We start from the raw sequence: 25,362 nt of genomic DNA on the forward strand, positions 1-25,362 counted from the left end.
TACCACAGGCGCGCAGCGCTCGCAGCCCCGCGCTTGGGGTAGAGTGTGCCCCCGCATGTTGGCCGCTCCTGCGATGTCGTTCGCCTTTTGGCTGAGCTGGGCGCCGCCGGGCGAGCCCACGCCCCTGCCGGATGTGCTCGATGAGGACGCAGGCGAGGCCGAAGCCGAAGCCGAAGCCGAGGACCCCGGCTTCTTCGCGGACCCCAGCCAAGGCGCGGCCCCACCGATGCCGGAGATCGAGACGCTCCCGAGCCGCGACCCCGAAGCCGGCGCGCCCGAGCCCAGCGCCCCGACCCGGCGCCCGGTGATCACCTTCGACCCCGATCGCGCGCCCGCGGGCAGCGACGGCGGCAGCTTCTTCGACCCCGGCAAGCTCGCCGACGTCGGCCCCGGCGGGGGGATCATCCAGCTGCGCGGCTACGTCGGCGGCGCCTTCGTGGTCACCCAGCGCAGCAACCTGCGCGCCCGCCTGCCCGAGGACGAAGGCGGCGGCTTCGAGCGCGTCGCCCCCCTGCCCTACTTTGGCGCGGGCACGGCCACGCTCTACGTCGGCGCGGCGATCTGGGCCGACGCCATCTATGCCCGCATGTCCCTCGAGTACCTGGCGATCCCCCAGGTCACCGCCGGCAGCGAGGACATCCTCGCCCCGGCCCAGCGCCAGCTCCTCGTCGAGTCGGCGGCCCTCGAGATCAACCCCTTCTTCTGGGCGAGCAAGGCCCCGCGGTGGTTTCGCGAGGGCTTCAAGCTGACCGCCGGCGTGTTCATCGTGCCCTTCGGGATCGAGGACGAGGAGCACGCCGCCCCGATCAACTGGTTCACCACCCGGCCGCGCTCGATGACCAACGGCCGCGTCTACCCGGGCACGTGGAGCGACGTGGGCGCGGTGCTCGAGTTTCGCCCGACCTTCCGGGAGCACGATCCCCTGCGCCCGATCCAGATCGACCTCGGGGTGATCAACGGCGACCCCTGCACCCAGACCCGGTGGACCGACTCGCTCTATCAGCCCACCGGGGTCACGGCCCCCTGCGAGCGGGTCCGACGCCCCGGCGAGCTCGCCGAGGCCGACTCCGACAGCGCCCTCGCTGGCCTCGATCCGCGCGCGGATCTCGGGTTCCTGGGCATCGGCCCCGACAACAACCAAAACAAGTCGGTCCTCGCCCGGGTGAGCGTCTTCCCCCTGCCCGACCTCCAGCTGGGCGCCTCGATGATCTACGGCAAGCATCCGCGCTTGCTCGACGCCGACGAGCAAGTCGCCGGCGTGACCACCATCGACGTCCCCCAGGCGCCGAGCTGGCGCGTGGGCGCTCACCTCGACCTCGACCTCGACCGTATCGTCGCCAGCCCCTATCCCCTGCCGATGATCCGCGGGGAGTTCGTCTATGGCGTCGACGAGGCCCCGGCCGCCCGCGACGGTGAAGTCCAGACCCTTGCCGATCGCGCGGTGATGGGGGCCTATGCGCAAATTGCCCAGCCCCTCTACCGCCGCCGGCGCAGCAACCTCCCCGGGCTCATGCTCCAGTATCGCGTCGACTGGGCCGATCCCGATCGCGCTGTCCCCGGCGTGAGCGGAGCGCAGGGCGCCGACACCCAAGTCGCCTTGAATTCCGACTACGCCGACGCCTATCTCTACGACGAGACCCAGCTCTCGCACAGCGTGGGCCTGCGCTGGCTGGTCGTCCCTCGCTTCACCGTCAAGGCTGACTACACATTCATCTTCGAAGACGGCGGCCAGACCAACCAGATCGCCAACGATCGCTTCATCCTTCAGCTCGTGGGTGATTTTTGACCATGCGACTGGTCCAAGGACCGGGCCCGCGACCAGCCGACACGAGGGGGCCGCCGCCACAGTCGAGGGGCGCGGGCCTGCGTTAGCATGAACGGTCGACCATGGGCGTCCCCCTGACCGGATACCGCACCGTGAGGCTGGTCCGCGCCTCGGGACAGGCGCGCGTCTACGAGGCGATCCGCGAAGAGGACGGGCTCGTGGTGATCGCCAAGATCTTCGAGCTCGTCGACGAAGACACCCAGGCCAGGGCCGAGCACGAGTTCGCGCTGATCCAGAGCCTCGACGTCGAGGGCGTGGTCAAGGCCCTGTCGCTGCGCCGCGTCGGGGACCAGCTGGTGCTCCTGCTCGAGCGCGTGCCTGGCCTCGACCTCGCCGCGTACACGCAAAACCGGGACCTCGAGCTCCCCGCGTTCTTGGCGATCGCCACGCAGATCGCCGAGATCCTCGCGCGGGTCCACGCCCGCCACGTCATCCACCGCGACATCAAGCCGACAAACATCTTGATCGAGCCCGAGACCGGGCGGGTCCACCTCGCCGACTTTGGGATCTCGGTGCTGCTCGAGAGCGAGCGCCGCCGGCTCTACGACCCCGAGGTGATCACGGGCAGCCTACCCTACATCTCCCCGGAGCAGACCGGCCGCACGAGCCGCGCGGTCGACTTTCGCAGCGACCTCTACTCCCTCGGCGTCACCCTCTACGAGCTGCTGACCCGGCGCCGGCCCTTTGTCTCGAGCTCCCCCGTCGAGCTGATCCACGCCCACCTCGCCCGGGCCCCCGAGCCGCCCCGGAGCCTGCGCAGCGACCTGCCCCGCAGCCTCGACGCGCTGCTCCTCAAGCTGCTCGAGAAGGCGCCGGAGCACCGCTACCAGACCGCCACGGGCCTGGCCGCGGACCTCCGCGCGCTGCGGGATCGCTGCGCCGCCGGCAGGCTCGACGAGGCCTTCGAGCTCGCCGCGACCGACTACCCGACCACGCTCCAGCTCCCCCAGCAGCTCTACGGCCGCGAGCGCGAGCGCCTGGCCCTGGTCGACGCCCTCGACGCGGTCGTCCGCACCCGCAGCTGCCGGCTCATGCTCTTGTCCGGCCCCCCGGGCGTGGGCAAGACGGCGCTGCTCGCCGACTTCGAGGGCGTGGTCGCGGGCTTCGGCGGCTACATCGCCCGCGGCCGCTTCGAGGCCCACCGCGACCTGCCCTACTCGGCCTTCGTCGTGGCCTTTCGCGGCCTCGTGGACCAGCTGCTCACGGAGAGCGAGCTTCGCCTCTCGCGCTGGCGAGAGGCCCTCGAGCAGGCCCTCGGCGGCATCGGCCAGGTGATCTGCGAGCTCGTGCCCAAGCTCGAGCTGGTCATCGGCGAGCAGCCCTCGCTGACCGAGCTCGAGCCCCACGAGGCCCGCAACCGCCTGCACCTCGCGGTCTCGCGCTTTCTGTCGGCCTTCTGCGCCGACGATCGCCCGCTGGTCCTCGAGCTCGACAACCTCCAGTGGGCCGACGCCAGCAGCCTGACCTTGCTCCGCGCCCTGCTCGAGGGCCGCCCGCCCGGCGCCCTGCTGATGCTCGGGGCCTTCCGCGACAACGCCCTCGACCCCGAGCACCCCCTGCTCGCGCTGCTCTCCCACCTGCGCGAGCGCCATCACCTGCGCCCGCACCAGCTGCGCCCCCTCGCCCAAGAAGCCGTCGCCGCGATGCTCAGCGACACCTTGGTCCGCCCGCCCGAGGAGGTCCGCGAGCTCGCGGCGCTGGTCTGCCGCAAGACCGCGAGCAATCCGCTGTTCGTGCGCCAGTTCCTGACCAGCCTGGCCGAGGGCGGGATCCTGCGCCCGGGGCGGCGCGGCTGGGCCTGGGACCTCGACGAGGTCGAGGGCGCGGCGCTGCTCGACGACGTGCTCGAGCTGATGACCGCCAAGCTCGACGAGCTCGCGCCAGACGACCGCGAGCTGCTCGCGCGGGCGGCCTGCGTGGGCGCGCGCTTCGACCTCGACCTGCTCGCGCTGGTCTGCGGGCGCCCGCGGGCCGAGCTCGCGGCCCCGATCTACGCCCTGGTCGACGCCGGGCTGCTCGCCCACGCCGGCGCCGAGCTGGTCTTCGCCCACGACCGCATCCACGAGGCCGCCCACCGCCTGCTCGATGAAGACCAGCGCCGCGCCCTGCACTGGACCTTGGGCCAGGCCCTGCGCGCGGACCTCGACGAGAGCGACGCCAAGCTGTTCGAGGTCGTCGATCACCTCGACGCCGGGCGGCCGCCCGAGCTCGACGCCGAGCAGCGCCGCGCCCTCGCCCGCCTCGAGCTGCGCGCGGGTCAGCGAGCCATCGGCGCGGGGGCCTACGCGCCGGCGCTGCGCTACCTCGAGCGCGGCGTGGCCCTGGTCGCCGACCTCCGCGGCGCCGTCGCGGCCCGGGGCGAGGCCGCCGAGCACTACGACCTCGTCGTCGACCTGCACTTCGCCCGCGCCCAGGCGCTGACCTTGAGCCAGCGCCGCGAAGACGCCCAGTTCGCCTTCGACGACCTGCTCGACTGGCCGCTGGCCACGCGCCACTTTGGCCTGGTCGCCGCCCGCCGCGTGCGCCTGCTGACCCTCTCCGACCAGCCCGAGGCGGCCATCGACCTCGCCCTCGAGTCCCTCGCCCGCTGCGGCGTCGAGCTGCGCCGCCAGCCCAGCACGCCGCGCATGCTGGCGATCCTGATCCGCGCGTGGCTCGACTTTCGCAACCTGAGCCTCGAGCAGCTCCAGGCCATGCCGGCCTGCAACGACGAGGCCGCGAACGCGGCCATGGAGCTGCTCAGCGCGGCCAAGACCGCGGCCTATGTCATCGACTCCAAGCTCTTCGTGACCATGCTCGGCGCCCACGCCTCGCTCATCCGTCGGCGGGGCTTTCACCCCAGCACCCCGGTGGCCATGGGCCAGCTCGCCATGGGCGTGGGCTCGGGCCTGCGCAGGGTCCAGGACGCGATCGCGCTGTGCGACCGTGGGCTGGCGCTGTGCGACCAGACCTCCGCGGGCCCGGTCCGCGCGCGGGTCGAGTCCGCCGCCTACGTGTTCGTCTGGCACCTCGGCCGGCCCTTCGCCACCCCGCTGGCGCACATCGACGACGCCTACCGCCGCGCCCTCGAGGTCGGCGACTTCGAGTACGCCGGCTACATGGGCGCCCTCGGCCTGTCGATGCACTTCGAGGTCGGCACCCACCTGCGCGTCGTCGGTCGGCTCAGCCGCCGCCTCGAGCAGGACCTCGGCCGCTGGGGCTCCCACGAGATGATGATCGTCGCGTGGATGGTCCGCAGCCTGACGCTGCTGCTCGGCGGCGAGGAGGCCCGGCGCGAGAGCATGCTGGGCTCGGACGACGAGGCCGCGCTGCTCGACGCCGTCGACCCCGAGCACATCGCCTCGCGCGGCGGCAGCCCGGTCTCCGTCTACGCCGCGATCATCAACCACGCCATGGTCAGCCTGCTATCCGGCGAGGTCGACCAGGCCCTCGCCAGCGGCCTGAAGATCATCGACGACGTCGAGCAGATCATGCTCGGGACGTGGACCGTGCCCCGGGCCGCGCTGACCACGGTGGTCAGCGCGGCGATCAGCCTCGAGTCGGACCAGCCCCAGCCCCCCGCGGTCGCCCGAGCCATGCGCAAGGGCCTGCGGATCATCGAGCGCTGGGCCAAGAACTGCCCCGAGAACTACGCCCACTATCGCGACCTCGGTCGCGGCCTCGCGCTCGCCCTGCGCGGACGCCTGCACCCGGCCATGCACCTGCTCGAGCAGGCCCGCAACCACGCCGCCAAGCAGGGCTGCCGCTGGGTCGAGGGCCTGGCCGCCGAGCGCCTGGCCGCGCTCGCCGAGCGCCTCGGCCTCGAGGCCTTCGCCGAGGGCGCGCGGGCCAGCGCCTGGGAGGCCTACGAGGCCTGGGGCGCGGGCACCCGCCTGGACTACATGCGCCGCGCCTACCCCCGGCAGTTCGGCGACCTCGCCCGGGCCCAGCGCAGCGACGAGTCGGGGCCCTCCGGCCTCTACGAGCGCACGCCCAGCCGGCCGCAGAGCTCCGGGAGCAGCAGCGCCGCGCTCGACTTTCAAAGCGTGGTCCAGGCCGTGGGCGTGATCAACGAGGACCTCAGCCTCGACGAGGTCATGCTCCGGGTGCTCGAGGCCGCGCTCGGCAACGCCGGCGCCGACCGGGGCACGCTCGTGCTCGAGCGCAGGAGCGGGTTTGCGATCTTCGCCCGGGCCACCGTCAGCGGCGAGCGCGAGCTGCTCCCCGAGCCGATCCAGCTCAGCGCCGCCGACGGCCTCGCCCCGATCGCGCTGATCCACTTCGTGCTCCGCACCCGCCAGGCCCTGGTCATCGACGACGCCCGCGTCGACCCGCGCTTCGCCGGCGACACCTACGTGTCCCGCAGCGGCGTGCTCTCGCTGCTCGCGCTGCCGGTGATCAAGGGCAAGCAGGTGCTCGGCGCCCTCGTGCTCGAGAACCGGCTGTCGAGCTACTGCTTCACCCCCGAGCGCCTCGAGGCCCTGCGGCTGATCGCCAACCAGGCGGCCAGCGCCCTCGACAACGCCCGGCTCTACGCCGCCCTGCGCCGCGGCGAGGCCCGCTGGCGCACCCTCGTCGACGGCGCCCCCGACATCATCATCTTGCTCAACGCCCGCGGCGAGATCGAATTCGTCAACCGCGACGACCTCTTCTCCCTGACCCAGACCGATGGCGAGCCCCTGCTCGAGCGTCTGCTCAGCGAGGACTCGGCCCGGGACTGGCGCGAGGCCGTGACCGCCGTGCTCGAGGACGGCCTGCCCCAGGAGCTCGAGCTCGAGATGGTCCGCGAGGGTCACGCCCCGCGGTGGTTCTCAACCCGGCTCGCGCCGATCGAATTCGAGGCCGACGGGACCACCAACCAGTCCGGGGGTCGGCGACGCAACGCCATCGCCGTGGCCACGGACGTCACCCAGCGCCGCGTCGCCGAATTCGAGAAGCAGACCCTCGAGTCCCAGCTGCGCCAGCAGCAGCGCCTCGAGTCCCTCGGCACCCTGGCCAGCGGCGTCGCCCACGAGATCAACAACCCCGTGCAGGGGATCATGAACTACGCGGAGCTGATCGCCGACAACCCCAGCGACCGCGAGATGATCCAGGAGTTCGCCGGCGAGATCACCATCGAGTCCAAGCGCGTGGCGACCATCGTCCGCAACCTCCTGGCCTTCTCCCGCCAGGAGCGCGAGCAGGCCATGGAGGACACCAGCGCCGACGCGCTGATCGAGACCACGCTCTCGCTGCTGCGCGCCGTGCTGCGCAAGGATCAGATCGCCCTCGCGGTCGAGGTCGACCCCGAGCTCCCGCCGCTGCGCTGCCGCGCCCAGCAGATCCAGCAGATCATCATGAACCTCGTCGCCAACGCCCGCGACGCCCTCAACGAGAGCTACGGCCACGGCTACGACGAGCGCAAGCGGATCTTGATCCGCGCCACGCGGCCGCCTGGCAAAGCGGGCAAGCCAGCCGAGGGCTGGGTGCGGATCGTCGTCGAGGACAGCGGCCCGGGCATCCCCCCCGACGTGCTCCCGCACATCTTCGACCCCTTCTTCACCACCAAGGGCCGCGACCAGGGCACCGGCCTCGGCCTCGCGGTCAGCCACGGCATCGTCCTCGACCACGGCGGAGAGCTCAGCGTCGACACCACCGTCGGCGAGGGCACGCGCTTCTTCCTCGATCTCCCCCGGGGCCCCGGGGCCTGAGCGGCCAGCCGCCAGCCAACACGAGCGTAGATCCCGCTATCTCCGCGCTCAGCACTCCCGACCCCAACCCAGCATTCACGAATGACCAGCCTCGAATCCATCGCCGAATCGGCTCACTCCTCGGGCTCCACGCTCGCGCCCAGGCGCTCGGCGTAGGTGTCGAGGACGGCGCGCTCGAGCTCGAGGAGCGGGTTGCGAACTCTGGCAGCGCTCGAGCTCGCGCCGGGTTTTGCCACGCGCAGGCGAGCCTTGCAGTAAGCTCTGCCCGTGGCCCTCGTCGCACTCGGTCTCGCCGCTGGCCTGCTCGCCGCGACCGCCCCGAGCGCGCTGCTAGGCGAAGGCGAAGGCGACGGCCCCCGCTTCTCGCCGCCGCAGATCCAGCCCGGCTGGGACATGCAGGAGCAGTGGGACGAGGTCTGGCGGCGCTTTCAAGACCGCAACGGTCGCCCCGACGCCCAGGGCCCGCTGCTCCAGCCCAGCCCCGAGCTCCAGCGCCCCGAGTACGAGCTGACCTTGGCCCAGGCCCAGCACCCCTTCATCCTCGAGCGCGACTGGAACACGCGCACTCGCGGGGCGCGGGTCTTCCTCAATTCCGACGACGAGCTGTCCTTCTTCAACCAGGTCCGCATCAAGGAGCGCGTGCCCATGGGCATCGCGACCGCGGGCATCCGCTTCGACCGCACGCAGGTGCGCGAGGTCGACTCCAACATCGTCCGCCTGAACTTCGCGTTCCCGGACATCCGCGGCTCCGGTGCCTTCGTGGAGATCCGCCCGATCGCCCGCTTCGAGAAGCCCGACCTCGACGGCGAGCTGGTCGTCGGCTGGGCGCGGCCGGGGCTGCTGCGCGTGGCCGCCCGGGCCTTCTTCATGGACCCGGCCAACAACGCCAGCGACGCCCTCGCGCAAAATCGTGCCACGCCTCAAGAGGTCCGCGTCCTGCAAAAGAACCTCTCGCTCGGCCTGGCCAGCGAGCTCGACCTCGAGCTCATCCCCCACACCCGCGTCCAGCTCTTCTTTGGCGGGCTGCTGCCCTCGCGCACGCGGCTGAGCTTCGCCGACGAAGCGCGCACCCCCTATGTCCGCGAGCAGACGGCCGTGCTCGGCGGCGGCTGGGTCGAGTTCAGCGCCCCGCGGGCCCCGGTCCAGGTCGGCGTCAGCGGCCTGGGCGTGCAGACCGGCCACGTGCTGCGCAACGACGCCGGCGCGCGGCTGTCGAGCACCCCCGAGCGCGAGCTCCGAGCCCGGGCCTACGCCCTCGCCCAGCTCGGCGCCGGCACCCGCGGGCACACGGACATCGAGGCCTCGCTGGCGCTGCGCCGGACCCTGCTCCCGGCCCACGAATTCGAGTACGGCAGCGTGACCCGGGACCGCAGCTGGCTGGCCCAGCTGCGCGCGACCTGGATGCCAACCCGCGTGTTCGGCCTGGAGATCGGCTACCTGATCCTCGACCGCCTGGCCGAGGGCGAGCCCGCCGAGGGCAAGGCCGTCAGCGAGCTCGCCGACTACCTGACCGGCACCAACCACCGCCTGCACACCCGCCTCGCGTTCGTGTTTGGACCCCACGTGCGCTTCACCTTTGGCGTGGGCTGGGACCTCGACGACCCCACCAACCGCTACGACCAAGGTGGGTTCTCGCTGAGCATGCGCTGGTGACAGCGGCCACGCTCGCAACCCCGAGTGACGCACAACGCCGCGCCTGGTGAAGTGTTTCAGCTCGCCTCCCCAGCTGGTCAGGCGCCTGCAATTTTACGCGCGCGCCCCTGGCCCTGGGCGCGCGCATGCGATAGCAGCCGAACATGAGCGACCTCAGCCATCCCCGTCCACTGCTCGCCGACGAAAACAAGAGCGAGCACGTCCGCGCCGAGATCGCGGGCTTCCACGCCGCGATCGTCACGGAGATCCGCGCCGCCGTGGAGGGCGACGCCCTCGTGGTCGTCGGCATGGCCCAAAACCCCTTCGTCAAGAAGACCCGCGCGGCCCTCGACAAGGCCAACATCCGCTTCACCTACCTCGAGTACGGCAGCTACTTCAACAACTGGCGCGAGCGCCTGGCGATCAAGCTGTGGAGCGGCTGGCCGACCTTCCCCCAGGTCTTCGTCCGCGGCGAGCTGATCGGCGGCAACGAGGAGCTGCAAAAGGCCCTCGCCGACGGCTCCCTCGCCAGCAAGCTCGACCAGCAGTAGCCCCGCCGGGGAGGCCCTCGCGCCCTCGCGCATCCTCGCTGCGCCCGCTCTCGCGGGTGCCAGGCGCTCTTCGCTGGCCAAGCCCGCCGCGCTGGGTCATGCCTGAGCCGTGCACCACTTCGAGCGACGCCTGACCCTCCCGGTCTCCCGCGAGGCGCTCTTCGCCTGGCACGCCCGCCCGGGCGCATTCGAGCGCCTGTCCCCGAGCTGGCAGCGCGTCGAGGTCGTCGACAAGCGCGGCGGCATCGAGGACGGCGCCCGCCTGCACATTCGCCTGCGCAAGGGCCCGCTGGGCGTCGACTGGATCGCCCGCCACCAGGGCTACGCGCCCCCAGAAAAATTCGAAGACGAGTCCGAGCGCGGCCCCTTCGCGCGCTGGCACCACGTCCACCGCTTCGAGTCTCTCGCCGCCGAGCGCAGCGCCCTGGTCGACGCCATCGACTTCGCCCTGCCCCTCGACCCCCTGAGCTGGCCGATCGTCGGCGGCATGGTCCAAGGCGAGGTCGAGCGCATGTTTCGACAGCGCCACGTCCGGACCGCCAACGACCTGCGCCGACACCAGCAGTTCGCCGCCGCCGGCCCGCAGCGCGTCGCCCTCAGCGGCGCCTCGGGCATGGTCGGCGCGGCCCTCGGGGCCTTCTTGACCACCGGCGGGCACACGGTGCTGCCCATGGTCCGCCGCGCCAAGCAGGCCCAGAACTCGGCCCAGAACCCGGACCAGAACCGAAATCAGGCCGCCAGCATCGCCTGGTCCCCGCGCGAGGGCAGCATCGACACTGCCGCCCTCGAGGGCCTCGACGCCGTGGTTCACCTCGCCGGCGAGCCCGTGGTTGGTCGCTGGACGCCGCAAAAGCGCGAGGCGATCATGCGCTCGCGCGTCGACGGGACCAGCTTGCTGTGCGAGGCCCTGGCCAAGCTCGATCACAAGCCCAAGGTCCTCGTCTGCGCGTCCGCGGTCGGCTTTTATGGCGACCGTGGCGACCACGAGCTCGACGAGGACTCGGACCCCGGCGAGGGCTTCCTGGTCGAGGTCGTGCGCGCCTGGGAGGACGCCACTCGCGCCGCCGAAGAAGCGGGCATCCGCGTGGTCAACCTGCGCATCGGCGTGGTCCTCAGCCCGCAGGGCGGGGCCCTCTCGCGCCTGCTGCTCCCCGCCCGCTTCGGCCTCGGCGGCCCCGTGGGCAGCGGCCGCCAGTGGCAGAGCGTGATCGACCTCGACGACCTGCTCGGCGTCGTCCTCCACGCGATCCACGACGAGCGCCTGCGCGGCCCCGTCAACGCCGTCGGACCCCAGCCCCTGCGCCAGCGAGACTTCGCCCGCCAGCTGGGCGCCCTGCTCCACCGCCCGGCCGTCATGCCCCTGCCCGCGGCCATCGTGCGCGCGATCTTTGGCCAGCTGGGCGACGAGGTCTTGCTCGCCAGCCAGCGCGTGCTCCCCCGCCGCCTCGAGGCCGCGGGCTTTCACTGGGACTTTCCCAGCCTCGAGGACAGCCTCCGCCACCAGCTCGGCCGCGCCGACGAGCGCGACGTGGAGCGGGCCGCCCTCGCGTTCGAATGAGCGTCACGCTCGCTCAGCCCGGATCGATCACCACCCGCGAAGCCTCCTCGCGCAAGCGTCGAGCTTCGAGCAGGTCGACCGGGTTTTGATCCCGCAGCCCCGCGATCTCCCGCTCATAGGACTCCCGCAGCAAGCTCGCATAACGCAGCAAGCTCGCCGCCATGTCCCCCTCGACGCCCTCGAGCTCGGCCTCGAGCTCGAGCATCGCCGGTAGCGCCACGTCCTCGAGCGCCTCGAGGCGCGCGTCCTCGTCGTCTCCGGCGGCGTCGAGGGCGTCGCCGGCCTCTTCGTCGAGGCGCATCGCCTGGCCGACGGCCCCGATCTGCGCGGGCACGGCGAGGATGCCCAGGCCGAGCAACGCGACCACGATGCCGGCGTTGGCGAGCAGGGCCTTGCGGCGCCAGGCCAGGCCCTGCTCGCGGGTGGCCGCGGGTCGCTCGGCCATGCGCGCGATCAGATAGCCAAGACCCAGGCCCGTGCCCAGGCCGCCGAGGTGCGCGGCCACGTCGACGTTGGGCACCATCACGCTGATGCCCACGTTGAGCACGATGAGGATCAGCGCGTTGCGGCGGACGCTCTTGACGAAGGGCTCGGGCAGCACGTCGCGGCGGCGGATCGTGAACCCAAAGAAGGCGCCGAGGATGCCGAGCAGCGCCCCCGAGGCGCCGACGCTGACCACCATGGGGCTCCACAGCAAGCTCGTCAGGCTGGCGATCAGCCCGCTGCCAAAATAGATCAGCGCGTAGGCGGCGGGGCGGAAGATCTGCTCGGTGATCCGCCCGACGGCCCACATGCCGTAGACGTTGAAGGCGAGGTGGGTGATGCCCGCGTGCAGGAAGGTCGCGGTCAGCAGCCGCCACCACTCGCCCGAGGCCGTGAAGATGCCCAAGTTGCCGCCCCACTCGATCAGCTGCGTGGGCTTGGGGTCGAAGCCGTCGACGCCGACGCCGACCATCACCAGCCACACGAGCACGTTGGCGGCCATGAGCGTGTAGGTCAGCCATGGCTTGGGCAGCTCGCCGGGCTTGGCGCTCTGCGAGCGCGCGGCCCTGTCTCGAGCAGCCGCTGCCGCTGCCTCGCGGCGCGCGGCCTCGACACGCTTTTGGGCCAGGGACACGACCTCGGCGCCTGAGTCGTCCTCACTCACGCCTTCAACAGTAGACGTCCCGGGTCGCTAGGGCCAGCGAGGCGCGGGCGCGACGCCCTGGAGCCGCGCGCTGGCCCGCCCCGCGAAGCAAAAAAATACCCGTCCAAGCCCCCGGTCCAGGCCCGGACCCCCGCTTTCGCCTAAAATCTCCGCGCTTTGGCCACGCTCCCCAGCCGCCGCACGATGCTGACGACCCTCGCTGCCCTGCCCAGCCTCGCCGTGGGCGGCTGCCGGGCCATCGATGCCGAGGTCGTGCCCCCGGTCGTCGACTACCCCTACCGGGACGCGACCGAGCCCACCGAGACCTTGTTGGTCTTCGTGCCGGGCGCCACGGACACGCCCGAGGATCTCGAGAAGTACGGCGCCATCGATCTGCTGCGCGAGCGCGGCTGCGAGTACGACATCGCCGTGCCCTACCGCCTCGGGCCGTCCTATCTGCTCGGCCACGTCGAGCGAGACCTGCACGCCGACGTGCTCCGCCAGGGAGACCGCAAGCGGCGGATCTGGCTGGCGATCTCGGCGGGGGCGCTGGTCAGCTTCAGCTACGCGCGCACCTACCCCGAGGACGTGGACCGGCTGATCGCCTACGCGCCCTATCTGGGGCCCAAGCTGATCATCGACGAGATCGAGGAGCAAGGTGGGCTGGCGAGCTGGCGGCCCAATGAGCCGATCGAGGACATCGAGCGGGTGTGGGAGTGGCTGCGCGGCTACGCGGAGGGGGCCGAGCGGCCCAGGCTGGACCTGCTGTGGGGGGAGAATGATCCAGGGCTGCGCTCGCTGGAGCTGCTCGCGGCGGTGCTGCCCGAGGAGCGGCGGCACGAGGGGGCGGGGGAGCATGGGTGGGAGACCTTCATGGGGTTGCTGCGGGGGTTTTTGGATGGGTATCCGCCTGGGTCTTGGTGAATTTCGGTCGTCTGGTTCTTTTGCGGGGGTTCTCGCTTCGGGCGGTGCACCGCGGCCTGTTCGGCGGAAGCCTTCCCACCCCTGCGCTCTCGCCGGGTGGCGGGCGACCAACATGACGTAGCAACCTAGCCGGCTCGGTGCTCGGCGCGGGCCCCTTCCGCTCGAGCGGCCTGCTCTACGTTCGCGGGCGACATGCCGGCCCTCGCGGGATGCGGGGGGGGAGGTCGTCTGTGTCGGGAAGAGCGTTTCTTTGAGGGCGTTCTTCCTGGTTCTTTTGCGGGGGTTCTCGCTTCGGGCGGTGCACCGCGGCCTGTTCGGCGGAAGCCTTCCCACCCCTGCGCTCTCGCCGGGTGGCGGGCGACCAACATGACGTAGCAACCTAGCCGGCTCGGTGCTCGGCGCGGGCCCCTTCCGCTCGAGCGGCCTGCTCTACGTTCGCGGGCGACATGCCGGCCCTCGCGGGATGCGGGGGGTCGTCTTTGTCAGGGAGAGCGGCCCTTTGCGAGCGACATGCCGGCCCTCGCTAGGTTCGGGGGCTCGTCTTTGTCGGGGAGAGCGGCCCTTTGCTCGCTACGTGTCGGCCCTCGCGGGCTGGGATGGGGCTCGCTCGCGTGGGGGAGCGATTGCTCGCGTGAGCTGGTGGGTTCAGGCGGCTGCGCGCCAGACGTGGGCGCCGATGCCCAGGGCCATGTTGAGGGCGTTGGCGACGACCATGACTACGCCCACGCGGGTGAAGTGGGCTTTGATCGCGGGGAGCTCGTCGGGCTTGGCGAAGGTGCGGCGCGGCCACAGCACCCAGGAGACGTACATGAAGCAGCCGGCGGCGAGCAGGAAGAGGGCGAGCTTGAGGGCGTAGACAACGAGCCAGGGAGGGTCGGCGAAGTCGGCGTGGCCCAGCTGCCCTGGCCAGAGGCTGAGCGCGACGCCCGAGAGCAGGATCGCCATGACGCCGGAGAAGACCTTCCAGCGGGCGCCGTGGACCACCGTGAAGATGAAGTCCTCGAAGTCGAGGGCGCGGGCGAAGAACTGCTCGGCGCGCGGGTGGAGCACGAAGATCGAGAACACCATGGCGCCGACCCAGATGCCTCCGCCGAGCACGTGGACGCCGAGCACGAAGGCCTCGAGTAGGAGGCTGGGCAGCTGCTCGAGCATGGGGGCGGCGCTGGCGAGGATCACGAGCGCGCTCCCTTGCGCCGCTGGGCCTGCCAGCCTCGGACCACGCTCTCGATCCCGAGCAGCAGCAGCACCAGCATGGCCAGCTCGCGCCAGCGCGGCTCGTAGATCGTGACCGTGCCGCTCTCGCCGCCCTCGGCGACCTCGACGGCGGCCAGCTCGACGCCGGCGGTCTGGGACTCGCGCGAGTCGACGGCGACGACGAAGCGCTCGACGCCGGAAAGCTCGCCGTCTTCGGCCGAGTCCGCTGCGCTCGCCCCGGCCGCTTCGACCGCCTCGACACCGGGCTCGGCCAGGTAGTGGCCGGGCAGGTCGGTGGCGTCGAAGCGCGCGGGCTCGCCTTCGTTGGGGGTGACCGGGACCACGCGACCCTCGGGGGTCGTCACCGTGTAGGGCTGCGGGCGGGCGAGGGCCTTGCTCGCGCCGACGCCGACGACGCTGCCCTGGCTGCCCCCTTCTGCGCTCGCCAGCCAGGTTGCGGTGCGCGTCACCAGAGGCACGAAGCCGGGGCGCAGGGGCAGGTCCCCCCAGTCGCGGTCGACGGTGGTGGTGAGCAGGGCGACTCGGCCGCGGCCTGCCGCGCGGGTGATCAGGGCTGGCGCGCCGCTGCTGAAGGCCAGGGCGATGTCGGCCCCACGCCGCGGATCCGGCTCGAGCAGGAACATCCGCCGGGTCCGCGTCGTGCCCAGGTCCAGATCGCCCACGAGCTCGTCCTCCCCGGACAGCCCGGCGAAGATCGGGTGCGAGAGCTGGACCGGGGCCAGGGCCTCGCTGCGCGCCTCCGTGCGGCCCGGGGCCGTGCCCGCGAACACGGCCTCGCGCAGCAGCAGGGGCAGGACCTCGCCAAAGCGCGCGTTGTAGTCGGTCGCGCTCACGCGGTCGCCCACGCTGATCAGCAGGCCCATGCCCTCGCGGACCCGCGCGGAGACCTTGGCCGCGACGTCGGCCTCGACGGCCCGGGCGTTGGCGAAGATCAGCAGGTCGACGCCAGCCAGGGGATCCTTGCTGGCGTCGCGCTCGGCCTCGCGGACGCGCTGCTCGAGCTGGTCCTCGGTCAGCCCGCGCAGCGAGAGGCGATCCCCCAGGTCGCTGTTGGCCAGGGCCGTCGACAGGAAAAAGATCTCGTCGTTCGCCCGGGCCTCGCTGGGGTCGCCGTTGACCACCAACACCTCGACGTCGTCGCTGATCGACAGCCACAGGTGGCGGCGATCGTCGATCGGCAGCGGATCGTCCTCGCGGCCGATGATCCGCACCCGCGCCCGGGTCTCGCCCTGCTCGCCGTCGAGGGTGTGCGTGAAGGCCAGCGCCGCGTCGGCGTCGGCGGCCACGCTGACCCGCGCCCGGCCGACCTCGCGATCGCCGAGCTCGAGGGCGGCCTCGACCTCGAGCTCGTTGTCGGGCTCGCCACCATGGCGGTGGATCACCGCGTGGATCCGCAGCGCCCGGGGATCGAGCTCCGGCGCCGGCTCCCACTCGAGCTCGCGGATGCCCACGTGCTCGGGCGTGGGCGCGGGCGCCTCGCCGAGCTTGCCGCGGGTCGGCACCGGGATCACCGTGATCGCCCCCTCGGCCACGGCGGGCAGCGAGCCCAGGCCGCGATCCGTGGGGTCGCCCAGGGCATAGACCACCCGCGGCCGCGCCTCGCCGCTGCGCTCGCCCAGCTGGCCCGTGGCCCGCGGGAGCGCCTCGCTCAGGGTCCACGCCCCCGCGCGCGGCCCGGCCTCGCTGCTCTCCATCCAGCCGTCGACCGCCGCACGGATCCGCCCGGCGTTGTCGGCGATGCCCTCGAGCTCGACCGCCGGCGCCCGCGGATCGCTGATCACCAGCCCCACCCGCGAGCCGGCCGGGAGCGCGTCCAGGAGCTGATCCAGCCGCTCGCGCGCGCGCACGCGATCGCTGCGCCCGTCGACGCGCAGCTCCATGCTCGCCGAAGCGTCGAGCAGCACCACCGCGTCGTGGGGCTCGGCGAGCACCGCCACCGCGGCCTCGCTGCCGACCACCGGCCGCGCCAGCACGAGCACCAGCACGGCCAGCAGCAGCAGGCGCAAGATCAGCAGCGGCCAGTCGCGGATCGAGCGGCGCTGGGTGATCACCGGATCCTCGGCCGCGGCGAAGCGCATGCCCGCGAAGCGGATCGTCTGCGGCCGCTCGCGCCCGAGCAGGTGAGCGAGGAGCGGCAGGCCCAGGCCCAGCAGGCCCAGCAGCGCCAGGGGCGAGAGCACGTTCACGCGCGCCCCTCCTCGCCCAGGCTCACCTCGCTCGGCGCACCCGCCAGGCGCCCGAGCAGATCGATCAGCTGCCCCGCCGGATCTCCATCGCTGACCAGCCGGACCAGGAGCAGCCCGCCGCGCTCGCAGCTGCCCTCGAGCCAGCGCAAGTGCGCGCCCAGGCGCTCGAGATAGGCGTCGCGCATGCTCGCCCCCGGACCCTCCACCAGGGGTCGCCGCCCGCGGGGATCCTCGAGGCGAAGCACCCGCGGCTGCTCCCAGGGGAAGCTGAGCTCGTCGCGGTGGAGGATCTGGATCAGCACCACGTCGCTGCCGGCGGCGCGCATCAGGCCCAGGCCGCGCAACAGCGCCTCGTCGGCCGCGCGCTCGCCCTCGCCCGAGGCCACCTGGCCCGCGCCCGGATCCAGAAAGTCCGAGACCGCCAAAACCAGCGAGCGCGGGCGCAGGCGCGGGGCCGCGGCCTCGAGCATCGCCTCCCAGGGGCAGGCGCCCGCGGGCTCGGCCCCGACGAAGCGCCCCGCCAGCGCGCGCAGCCGATCTCGGCGCGTGCTCGCGTCGATCAGCTCCGCATCCACGGAGCCCTCGCGGCCGATCACCACGCCCACGCCGTCAGCTTGGCGCAGCGCCAGGCTGCTGAGCGCCGCGACCACCGTCCCCGCCCGCGCCCACTTGCGCGCCTCGCCCTCGCCGTAGCCCATGCCCCCCGAGCCGTCGACCAACCAGGTGATCGTCAGCTCCTCTTGGCTCTCCGTCTGACGGACCACCAAGCGATCGCTGCGCGCCGCCGCTCGCCAATCCAGGCGCCGGGGATCGTCGCCGGGCACATAGGCGCGGTAGTCACGAAAGTCGCGGCCCACTCCGGGGCGGAGAGATCGGTGAACCCCATGCCGCCCGCCCGCCACGGGGCGGCGAACCAGCAGCTCTCGGCGCGCCAAGGCGGCGCGCACGGCGGGGGGCAGCAGCCGCTCGACGGGGTCCTGCACCGCGCAACGCTACATCGCCACCGGCCCGGACGCACGAGCGCCCCTCGCAGCGCAGCGAGACCCAAAGCCCCGCCCCCGTCCCTCCTCGCCAGCCCACGCGAGCGCTCGCCTCGCGTTCGTGGCAGCATGGGCCCGTGGCTCGCCCTCGCAGCGCGCGACCTCTCGTCGCCACAAGCCTCGCCCTGCTCGCCCTCGCGGGCTCCGCGGGCGGATGCATCACGAGCGGCTACCTCGCCCACCGCAACCTCCACTACGTCGACGACGAGCTCGTCCGCACTGCCCCGCCCCCGCCCCTCGCCTACGAGGCCTACATCCGCGCCCGCCTGGCCCTCGAGCGCGACCCCCCGGACCTCCAGGCCGCCCGCGGCCACATCGGCGACGCCCTGCGCTGGCAGTCCGACGACCCCCAGCTGTGGACCACCAAGGCCGAGATCGAGTGGAAGGCCGGGGACTTCGAGGCCGCCGAGCGCTCCTTGGCCCAGGCCCTCGACCTTCGCCCCGGCTACCCCGAGGCCAAGCGCCTGCTCGCCCAGGTCCGCGGCGAGAAGCTCTAGAAGCCCAGCGCGCTCTAGAAGCCCAGGACCAAGAAGCGCGCCAGCCACACGGCCAGGCAGTAAAAAGGCGTCCCTGCCAGGAGCAGCGCCCGACGGATCCGCCGCAGCTCCTGCTGACCCCCACCGACGATCAGCGCCGCCACCGAGATCAGCCAGGACACGGCGGCACCCGCCGCCGCGTAGGCGAAGAACTTGAGCATCAAGGGCCGCAGCACCGGGATGAACATCCCCGCCGCCGCCAGCACCGTGAGCCCCACCGGCACCAAGCTGCCGACCAGCGCCACGTGAGACAGCCACGTGATCTTGGGCTCGTCCTGCGCCTTGGCCCGGCGCAGATGCGAGAGCACCCAGGCCCCGATGAAGGCCAGGCTCAGGACCACCGCCAAGCTGACGCCGCCGAGCACCAGGATCTCCTGGATGCGGCGGAGCCAGCGGCGGATCGTGTCGAGGTCCGGCAGCTCGACAAGCGTCGAGGCCATGACCGCGGACATGCCAACCAGGGGCAAGGTCACACGAGCCGGGAAAAGAGCGAAGCGCGCGTGACCACGTGTGGATCCGGGGTGGGGCATGGCGAAATCAGCCTAGCACGGCCTGTGGGGGCCTTTGCAGGACCCGCAGGGGCGCGGGGAGGTTTCGCGCGGGAGCGGGTCGAAACGGGGTTGCGCGCGGGGGCGGGCTTGGGTACACCTTGCGGCCCCGCGCGCGTAGCTCAGCTGGATAGAGCGTTGGCCTCCGGAGCCAAAGGCCGCAGGTTCGAATCCTGCCGCGCGCAACTGAAGACGGCCAGCTGAGGTACCTCGGCTGGCTGTTTTTGCGTTTGACCAACGCCGGCGATGCCCGGGGTGATCTGCTCCTCGAGTGCGCGTGGTTGCGCTCGCATGGAGAAGGTCGAGGGTCCTCGATCTCTGAATGCTCGGCGATGAAGTCGCAAAGTACACTCGCCTCATGTCGCAGCCCGCAAGCCCCGCGGTGGACGAGCTCGCGCTCGAGACACCAGACGAAGCCTACCGGAGGCACGTGGTCGCCAAGATCGAGGCGGGCCTGGCCGACTCCGAGGCTGGGCGGACCATCCCCCATGCCGAGGTAGTCGCTCGGATGCGGGCCCGGTTCGCCGAGCGGCGCGAGTGAAACCGACCTCCCGTTGCTGTGAGGCGGTTTTTGGTCCCGCTTGGCGGCGTGGAGCCGTACCCTGATCGGCGATGGTCGGGAGAGCAGACGTCGTTCGAGTCGAAAGTGGTGGGTATCGCGGCACGGGCTTCCTCGTCGACGGGCCCGACGGCGGGGTCTACCTGGTCACGACATTTCACACCTTCGTGAAGATCGGGCCGGCCCCGGTCCCGCCGAAGGACTTCGTCTGCACCTACTGGGAAGACGGAAAGACCTGGTCCGAGACGGTTCCTTGGGATCCAATCAACAATCCCAACCTGGTCGATGACTGGGTGGTATTTCGCGTCCACGATTACAACAAGACCAAGCGATGGAAGCTCGCCCGGGCCCTCGAGCCGCTCACCGACGACGAAGACCGCTCGTGGTCGTGCTACGGGTTTGCCTATTTGACCGTTCTCGGGATCGGGGCCTCCGGCACGCTAACCACCACGGAGGGGGCGATTGGGCCGTACGCCAAGGTCGAGTCGCCCGATCAGATCCCCGTGCTCGAGCTGCTCGTCGACCAGATGCAGAGCGAGGAGCCGGTGCCCGCCTCCGGATTTTCTGGAGGGCCGATCGTCGTCGGCGATCGGGTGGTAGGGGTGGTCCGCTCGTTCTATAGCCGTGGGAACGAGGGCATCGAGCCCATGCTCGCCGAGCATGGGACGGTCTATGCCAACCCGATTCAGCAACTCGCCGCCACGCTGGGCTGGCCCTGTCCGCAGTCGTGGACGCACCGCGACCGCACCGCGAGCGAGCTCCTCGTCCTGCCGAAGCCGCTTGGCTCCCCGGAAGACCGCCTCGAGGAAGCCCCCTCGGAATTGCTGCGCGCGCAAAACCAAGTGGTGCCTTTCGAAGGGCGCGCGGACGACCTGGAGACCCTCGAGGCCCTGGCCGCCGGCGACCTCCCCTACCACGTGTTCGCAGCTGCTGGTGGCTCGGGTAAAACCCGTCTCCTGCTCGAGTTCTGCCGCCGCATGCGGGAGCGTGACTGGATCGCGGGCTTCGTGCCCAACCGGCCCCATACCGAAATCGATCGGCTCGTCACGACCCTCACCGCCGGCAAGGCGCCACGGCTGCTGGTGTTCGACTACGTCGAGACCGCCCCACTCCTGGCGGCCAAGGTCATCGCCCACGCAGCCTTCCGCGCGCTCGAGGTCCGCGTGGTCATGCTCAGCCGTGACCACCTCGATGAACGAGGTCCCCTGTGGTGGAAGCGCCTGGTCGAGACCTCGGGGGTGCCAAAGCACGCCGGCGCGTGGACCCAGCTCCCGCGGATGTACGAGGACGCCAACTCGCGCACGCGAGGCTTTACAGCGGCCGTCAAAGCCTTTCTCGGTGAGGTCCCCCAGCCCCTGCCATCCCTCGACGCAGACCTCCTCGGCCGACCGCTCTATCTTCACGGGGTGGCGCTGTTGTGCGCCAGGGACACGCCGCCGGACCTCGACAACCTCACCGAGCATGGGATCCTCTCCGAGATCCTGCGGCATGAGCGAGCGGCCTGGGCACGCTGGTACGAGAACACCAAGAAGCTCCCCACACCGACGGGGTTCCTCCCCGCGATGGATGCGGTCATCTCGGTCTCGACGCTGATCGGGGAGTGCCCTTTCGACCTGGTGCACGGCCTCGCCATCGGCACGCTGAACATGCTCGACCGAGGCGAGTTGCTCACAGCATGCTGCTGCGCACGCGACCTGTACGGCGAGCAGGGCCGGCCACTCGAGCCCGATCCACTCGGCGAGCAACTCGTCGCCGAGACCCTCGAGCGCGGGGCCGATGCGTGGTTGCAGCTGGTGGCGGCTCCCGAGCGGACCCTCGCTCAGCTGACCCGGGCGCTGTTGGTGCTGACGCGGGTGGCCGATAAACGCGAACACACTCGCCCATGGCTAGGGAAGCTGCTGCATGAACATGGGCCAGTGTTCGTTGAACGCATCGCCAAAGCAGCGGGCGACAGTGGCGATGAACAGACGACCCAGACCGAGCCGCCAGGTCTGGCCTTGACCTCCGCGGCGCAGCTGGTGCTCGACGCTCCGCTCGCGGAGCGGTTGTATGCAGCGATACCCGAGCAGACAGTCGAACTGCGAGAGCTCGCGGTGCTCGCCTTGCAGCAACTCGTCGTGGCAGAGCGAGGAGTGGACGGAGATGAAAGTCGACTCGCTGCTTTCCTCAACGACCTCGGCGGTCGCCTGAGCGAGTTAGGGGACCGCGAGCAAGCGCTGGAGGCTGCGAAGGAGGCCGTCTCCATTCGTCGGCAGCTGGCGAGGACCCGGCCCGACGCTTTCTTGCCTCACCTCGCGGCCTCCCTCAACAACCTCGGCAACCGCCTGAGCGAGTTAGGGGACCACGAGCAAGCGCTGGAGGCTGCGAAGGAGGCCGTCTCCATTCGTCGGCAGCTGGTGAAGACCCGGCCTGACGCTTTCTTGCCTCACCTCGCGGCCTCCCTCAACAACCTCGGCAACCGCCTGAGCGAGTTTGGGGAGCGAGAGCAAGCGCTGGAGGCTGCAAAGGAGGCCGCTGACATCTACCGGCAACTGGCGAAGACCTGGCCCAACGCTTTCTTGCCTGACCTCGCCATGGCCCTCAATAACCTCGGCACGTTTCTGAGCGAGTTAGGGGACCGCGAGCAAGCGCTGGAGGCTGCGAAGGAGGCCGCTGACATCTACCGGCAGCTGGCGAAGACCCGGCCCGACGCTTTCTTGCCTGACCTCGCCATGGCCCTCAGCAACCTCGGCGGTCGCCTGAGCAAGTTAGGGGACCGCGAGCAAGCGCTGGAGGCTGCGAAGGAGGCCGCTGACATCTACCGACAGCTGGCGAAGACCCGGCCCAACGCTTTCTTGCCTGACCTCGCCATGGCCCTCAACAACCTCGGCGCGTTTCTGAGCGAGTTAGGCGACCGCGAGCAAGCGCTGGAGGCTGCGAAGGAAGCCGCTGACATCTACCGGCAGCTGGCGAAGACCCGGCCCGACGCTTTCTTGCCTTACCTCGCTACCTCCCTCAACAACCTCGGCGCGTTTCTGAGCGAGTTAGGCGACCGCGAGCAAGCGCTGGAGGCTGCGAAGGAGGCCGTCTCCATTCGTCGGCAGCTGGCGAAGACCCGGCCCGACGCTTTCTTGCCTTACCTCGCGCGCGCTCTGGGCACACAGGGGGTCGTGCTCCACGCGGCTGGTCAACCCGACCCCGCCGCACAATCGTTCGCCGAAGGCCTCCGCGCGGCACTCCAACTACTCCCCACCCAACCCCGAGTCCTCGCCCCCCTGATTCGACTACTCGCCCATCATTACCGCCAAGCTTGCGCCGACGCCAACATCCCCCTCGACGAGGAGCTCGCCCCACTCCTCGCATACCTCGCCAACCCCACCCCCTAACAACCCCGTGCACCCGGGATGGCGCAAGCTCCAGCGGAAAACCATGTGCCCCTCGAGTGCCCCAACGGTACGGAACCCAAGCCCACCCCACTATCGAAAAAATTCCAAGCGCAGCCGTGGAGATTTTGTTGGACATGGGCTGCGCTTCGCGCGGTGGCAACTCAACCAGACGGAACGCAACTGCACGACCCAAACCCAATGAGCTCAGGCACATGCGCGACAAGTAGCCGTCACCATTGACATTTCCGCATTGGTAACAGCCAATGGCGAGCTTGCCCTGGACGATGGCCAGATCGGCAGGAGACCGGTAGCCTCAGAGCGGCGGCGGCTTGATCGACAAAAGACCGTGGTCGAGATGGCAAGGCGAGTGACACCGCAGGCAGAAGCAGCCCGAGCGAGAGTGTCGCAGATACCGGTCCGGCCGGATCCCGAGGACCCTGGTCGCCGTGGCCGATCGCGCCGTCGACCTCTCCTTCTCTGGCCGCGCCGTGCCTGAACTCGGGCGCGAGGATGTCCGCGAGATCATCAGGAAGGGCTACCGGATCGTCTACTGGATCTTCGGCGATCGCGTCCGAGGTACTGTGCCGAGGGCCACTGGCGCCTTCTGGCGGACCTGCTGGAGCGTTGAGGGCTCCTTCGGAGTCTGTGGACCTACATGTCGCACCACGGTCTCTCCGAGCCAAACAAGAGGCGTGAACCATCTCACACAGATGTTTTGGTCTCATTTTGCCCCTTCCAGGCGATGCTCGAGTCACGCCCCGCTGGAGGGGCGTTGCTCAGAACCAGGCAGATGTGCTACCGGAGCCTATGCGTACCAAACGCATTGTCCTCTCGTTGAGCGCGCTCCTGGGCATGAGCATCGGCTTTATCCCCTCACAGGGTTGCGTTTTTGATGATTGTATTTACTTTGCAACCTATGGTTATCAAGGCTGTGGCCGCCTCGAGCCCGTGGTGAGTACAAACTCAGAAGGCATGGTAGCGATCGAAGAGTTCGATGGTAAGCCTCCATCCGGATGCACCTGTGTCACAGAACTGCAAAAGGAGATTCTCAGCACCGAACCTTCCAGCCAGGAAGTCAATCAAGTCATTGCTAACATTGAAGCAAGCGCCCGTCAAAACTGCGTCGAGCTTGCTCAGGAACTGGGCGCGGAGCCTGAACCTTGTCTCGAGGCCAATCTCAATGTGGGATCGGTTTCCGTTGGCGAGCAGACCAGCGAGGCATGCTGGTATATTTATGACTCCTCAGATCCACAGAAATGCCCGCTTCCAGAAAATGATGGCGGAGAAGACGAAGTTGGAGAAACCGAGGCCGACGAGGAAAGCGATGGTGGGGAGAGCGAGACTGGGGAGGGTGATGGCGGGAGGCCTCTACCAGACCTACCGGGAGGGAAACAGCCGTGAACAAGAATATCTATCGAGCGTTCCTGGTCGTGTTCTTTGTGCTTCTTGCTTGCCAAGAGCGTCTGGTCAACATGGAGGAAGAAGAGCGCTATTTATTCTGTGCCCCCGTGAACGCTGCCCATGTTTATGATCAGCAGGGCGAGGTCGTGGGGATGGTCGTCGACCCTGAGACTGGTGGCCACAATCTCGTGTGTCGATGTGTGACACTCGAGGAAGCACAGGATCCGGAGGTGCTTTCCCAGGTCAACGATGAGGCCTATGATATCTGTCAGGCAGATGCTGCGGGGCTGGGGTATCCCGATGCTCATGACTGTGCCGACTGGTACGAACTCAATCACTGGGGGGATGTAATGTTCGCGCTCTATCCGATTGGCGAACCTCCGCAGCCCTGTGAGGATGAGTTCGAGGGGTGCTCCCTTCGTTGAACTTACGCTTGGATGGCCCCACAGGCCCGAGACGCGGGCGAGGCGGATGGAGAAGATCCGGTACATGGTGCGGACCGAGCACAGGTGCTTGCCTTCGTCGAGTAGCCACCCGTAGGTCTCAGCAGGGGCTTGGTCGACGAAGCGTTGTTCGTGGAGGGTGTCGAGCACCTCCTGGCGCTCTTCTTCCGACAGTGCGCGCGAGGGCTTCGGGCTCGGCCGCTTGGGTCCGTGGGGCTCTCCGTAGCGCTTGCGGTATTAGGTCGCACGAGACAGGCCAAGGGCGGCGCATGTCGACTCGACGCCGAGCTCGGGGGCGACCCGGTTGACGATGTCGATCATGGCTCCTCGTCCTTGCCGAGTTGCTCGAGCATCGATGCCAATTTTTGGGGACCTCGACCAGGGCCTCGGCGCGCTCACGGCGGGCGCGCTCCTTGGCGAGCTGCTTCTCGAGCTCGGCGATCTGTTGATCGCGGGGGTCGGTCTTCGACTTGGGGCCGCGCTTCTTCGGCTCGAGGGCCGCGAGTTCACCGAGTTCGCGGGCTTGCCTCCAGCTCGATAGGTGCGACGAGTACAACCCCTCACGACGCAGCAGCGCGCTGACCTCACCAGGCTTGGTGCAGGCATCGGCTTGTTCGAGGAGGTGGCGCTTGTACTTGGCCGTGAAGCGCCGCCGCTTTGGTTTTGCCACCACCTGTACTTCGGGCTGAGTCTGGCGTGGTTTGATTGTCTGAGTCATCAGCTGGCTGGTTCTCGCCCTCTACACTAATCTCGGGGACTTCGCTGTCTCACCCTTGTTGGCACA

The 25,362-nt window shown here is 70.1% G+C and carries 18 protein-coding genes and 1 tRNA gene; 13 read left to right on the top strand and 6 right to left on the bottom strand.

The genetic code is table 11. The features are described 5' to 3' along the window. Positions 1-73: 73 nt before the first annotated feature. Both G6O69_RS02245 and G6O69_RS02250 read left to right on the top strand, forming a co-directional pair. On the top strand, positions 74-1,786 hold the full coding sequence (locus G6O69_RS02245; protein ID WP_172301877.1) for a hypothetical protein: 1,713 nt from the start codon (positions 74-76) through the stop codon (positions 1,784-1,786). Between the two features lie 101 nt (positions 1,787-1,887). Further along, positions 1,888-7,494 (top strand): AAA family ATPase, encoded by a 5,607-nt coding sequence (locus tag G6O69_RS02250; protein ID WP_172301878.1) that lies wholly within the window; start codon positions 1,888-1,890, stop codon positions 7,492-7,494. Between the two features lie 113 nt (positions 7,495-7,607). On the opposite strand, the gene G6O69_RS39655 is transcribed toward G6O69_RS02250, so the two are convergent. Further along, a complete protein-coding gene (locus tag G6O69_RS39655; protein WP_255215680.1) occupies positions 7,608-7,730 on the bottom strand; it encodes a hypothetical protein in 123 nt (40 codons plus the stop codon). Positions 7,731-7,761: 31 nt separating this feature from the next. Between G6O69_RS39655 and G6O69_RS02255 the strand changes: the two genes are divergently transcribed. From G6O69_RS02255 to G6O69_RS02265, 3 genes are all read left to right on the top strand, one after another. Continuing rightward, on the top strand, positions 7,762-9,147 hold the full coding sequence (locus G6O69_RS02255; protein ID WP_172301879.1) for a hypothetical protein: 1,386 nt from the start codon (positions 7,762-7,764) through the stop codon (positions 9,145-9,147). 143 nt (positions 9,148-9,290) lie between these two features. Further along, on the top strand, positions 9,291-9,677 hold the full coding sequence (locus G6O69_RS02260) for a glutaredoxin domain-containing protein (RefSeq protein WP_172301880.1): 387 nt from the start codon (positions 9,291-9,293) through the stop codon (positions 9,675-9,677). Positions 9,678-9,786: 109 nt separating this feature from the next. Next, a complete protein-coding gene (locus G6O69_RS02265) occupies positions 9,787-11,235 on the top strand; it encodes a TIGR01777 family oxidoreductase (RefSeq protein WP_172301881.1) in 1,449 nt (482 codons plus the stop codon). A 13-nt stretch (positions 11,236-11,248) separates the two neighbouring features. Here the strand turns inward: G6O69_RS02265 and G6O69_RS02270 are convergent, their stop codons facing one another. After that, positions 11,249-12,382, bottom strand: coding sequence for a rhomboid family intramembrane serine protease (locus G6O69_RS02270; RefSeq protein ID WP_172301882.1), 1,134 nt, complete (start codon positions 12,380-12,382; stop codon positions 11,249-11,251). A 156-nt stretch (positions 12,383-12,538) separates the two neighbouring features. Here G6O69_RS02270 and G6O69_RS02275 point away from each other — a divergent pair, with 156 nt between their 5' ends. Continuing rightward, positions 12,539-13,285 carry an alpha/beta hydrolase gene (locus G6O69_RS02275; RefSeq protein WP_172301883.1) on the top strand — a complete coding sequence of 249 codons (747 nt, stop codon included), beginning with the start codon at positions 12,539-12,541 and terminating at the stop codon, positions 13,283-13,285. Between the two features lie 645 nt (positions 13,286-13,930). Here G6O69_RS02275 and G6O69_RS02280 read toward each other — a convergent pair. From G6O69_RS02280 to G6O69_RS41845, 3 genes are read right to left on the bottom strand one after another with little or no spacing between them, the layout of a single operon-like run. Then, on the bottom strand, positions 13,931-14,461 hold the full coding sequence (locus G6O69_RS02280) for a hypothetical protein (protein WP_172301884.1): 531 nt from the start codon (positions 14,459-14,461) through the stop codon (positions 13,931-13,933). Then, on the bottom strand, positions 14,458-16,686 hold the full coding sequence (locus G6O69_RS02285; protein WP_172301885.1) for a BatA domain-containing protein: 2,229 nt from the start codon (positions 16,684-16,686) through the stop codon (positions 14,458-14,460). Before G6O69_RS02285 ends, G6O69_RS02280 begins: the two co-directional genes overlap by 4 nt. Next, entirely contained in the window at positions 16,683-17,669 is a 987-nt protein-coding gene (locus G6O69_RS41845; protein WP_172301886.1) for a DUF58 domain-containing protein, read from the bottom strand. The genes G6O69_RS02285 and G6O69_RS41845 overlap by 4 nt, the downstream gene beginning before the upstream one ends. A 134-nt stretch (positions 17,670-17,803) precedes the next feature. On the opposite strand from G6O69_RS41845, the gene G6O69_RS41850 reads away from it, so the two are divergent. Continuing rightward, positions 17,804-18,223 (top strand): tetratricopeptide repeat protein, encoded by a 420-nt coding sequence (locus G6O69_RS41850; RefSeq protein ID WP_172301887.1) that lies wholly within the window; start codon positions 17,804-17,806, stop codon positions 18,221-18,223. 14 nt (positions 18,224-18,237) lie between these two features. Here G6O69_RS41850 and G6O69_RS02300 read toward each other — a convergent pair whose 3' ends face one another. Next, positions 18,238-18,702: a hypothetical protein gene (locus tag G6O69_RS02300; protein ID WP_172301888.1), complete on the bottom strand. Its 465-nt coding sequence runs from the start codon at positions 18,700-18,702 to the stop codon at positions 18,238-18,240. A 219-nt stretch (positions 18,703-18,921) separates the two neighbouring features. Between G6O69_RS02300 and G6O69_RS02305 the strand changes: the two genes are divergently transcribed. The 6 genes from G6O69_RS02305 (at position 18,922) to G6O69_RS02330 (ending at position 25,119) form a co-directional block, all read left to right on the top strand. After that, positions 18,922-18,995 (top strand) — tRNA-Arg (locus G6O69_RS02305). Positions 18,996-19,168: 173 nt separating this feature from the next. Further along, positions 19,169-19,351: an antitoxin gene (locus G6O69_RS02310; protein WP_172301889.1), complete on the top strand. Its 183-nt coding sequence runs from the start codon at positions 19,169-19,171 to the stop codon at positions 19,349-19,351. Positions 19,352-19,422: 71 nt separating this feature from the next. Beyond that, positions 19,423-22,734, top strand: a complete 3,312-nt coding sequence (locus G6O69_RS02315; RefSeq protein ID WP_172301890.1) for a tetratricopeptide repeat protein — start codon at positions 19,423-19,425, stop codon at positions 22,732-22,734. Positions 22,735-23,541: 807 nt separating this feature from the next. Next, positions 23,542-24,135, top strand: coding sequence for a hypothetical protein (locus G6O69_RS02320; protein ID WP_172301891.1), 594 nt, complete (start codon positions 23,542-23,544; stop codon positions 24,133-24,135). Then, on the top strand, positions 24,132-24,560 hold the full coding sequence (locus tag G6O69_RS02325) for a hypothetical protein (RefSeq protein WP_172301892.1): 429 nt from the start codon (positions 24,132-24,134) through the stop codon (positions 24,558-24,560). The genes G6O69_RS02320 and G6O69_RS02325 overlap by 4 nt, the downstream gene beginning before the upstream one ends. Before the next feature lie 373 nt (positions 24,561-24,933). Further along, on the top strand, positions 24,934-25,119 hold the full coding sequence (locus G6O69_RS02330) for a hypothetical protein (protein ID WP_176396582.1): 186 nt from the start codon (positions 24,934-24,936) through the stop codon (positions 25,117-25,119). The last annotated feature ends 243 nt before the right edge of the window (positions 25,120-25,362 follow it).

It is taken from the genome of Pseudenhygromyxa sp. WMMC2535, assembly GCF_011083025.2.

Excerpts from the sequence above, each read along its gene's own strand:
- G6O69_RS02320 (WP_172301891.1), top strand. The coding sequence starts at position 23,542 with ATGCGTACCAAACGCATTGTCCTCTCGTTGAGCGCGCTCCTGGGCATG.
- G6O69_RS02250 (WP_172301878.1), top strand. The coding sequence starts at position 1,888 with ATGGGCGTCCCCCTGACCGGATACCGCACCGTGAGGCTGGTCCGCGCC.
- G6O69_RS02300 (WP_172301888.1), bottom strand. The coding sequence starts at position 18,702 with ATGGCCTCGACGCTTGTCGAGCTGCCGGACCTCGACACGATCCGCCGC.
- G6O69_RS02330 (WP_176396582.1), top strand. The coding sequence starts at position 24,934 with ATGCCAATTTTTGGGGACCTCGACCAGGGCCTCGGCGCGCTCACGGCG.
- G6O69_RS02315 (WP_172301890.1), top strand. The coding sequence starts at position 19,423 with ATGGTCGGGAGAGCAGACGTCGTTCGAGTCGAAAGTGGTGGGTATCGC.
- G6O69_RS02260 (WP_172301880.1), top strand. The coding sequence starts at position 9,291 with ATGAGCGACCTCAGCCATCCCCGTCCACTGCTCGCCGACGAAAACAAG.
- G6O69_RS02310 (WP_172301889.1), top strand. The coding sequence starts at position 19,169 with ATGTCGCAGCCCGCAAGCCCCGCGGTGGACGAGCTCGCGCTCGAGACA.
- G6O69_RS02245 (WP_172301877.1), top strand. The coding sequence starts at position 74 with ATGTCGTTCGCCTTTTGGCTGAGCTGGGCGCCGCCGGGCGAGCCCACG.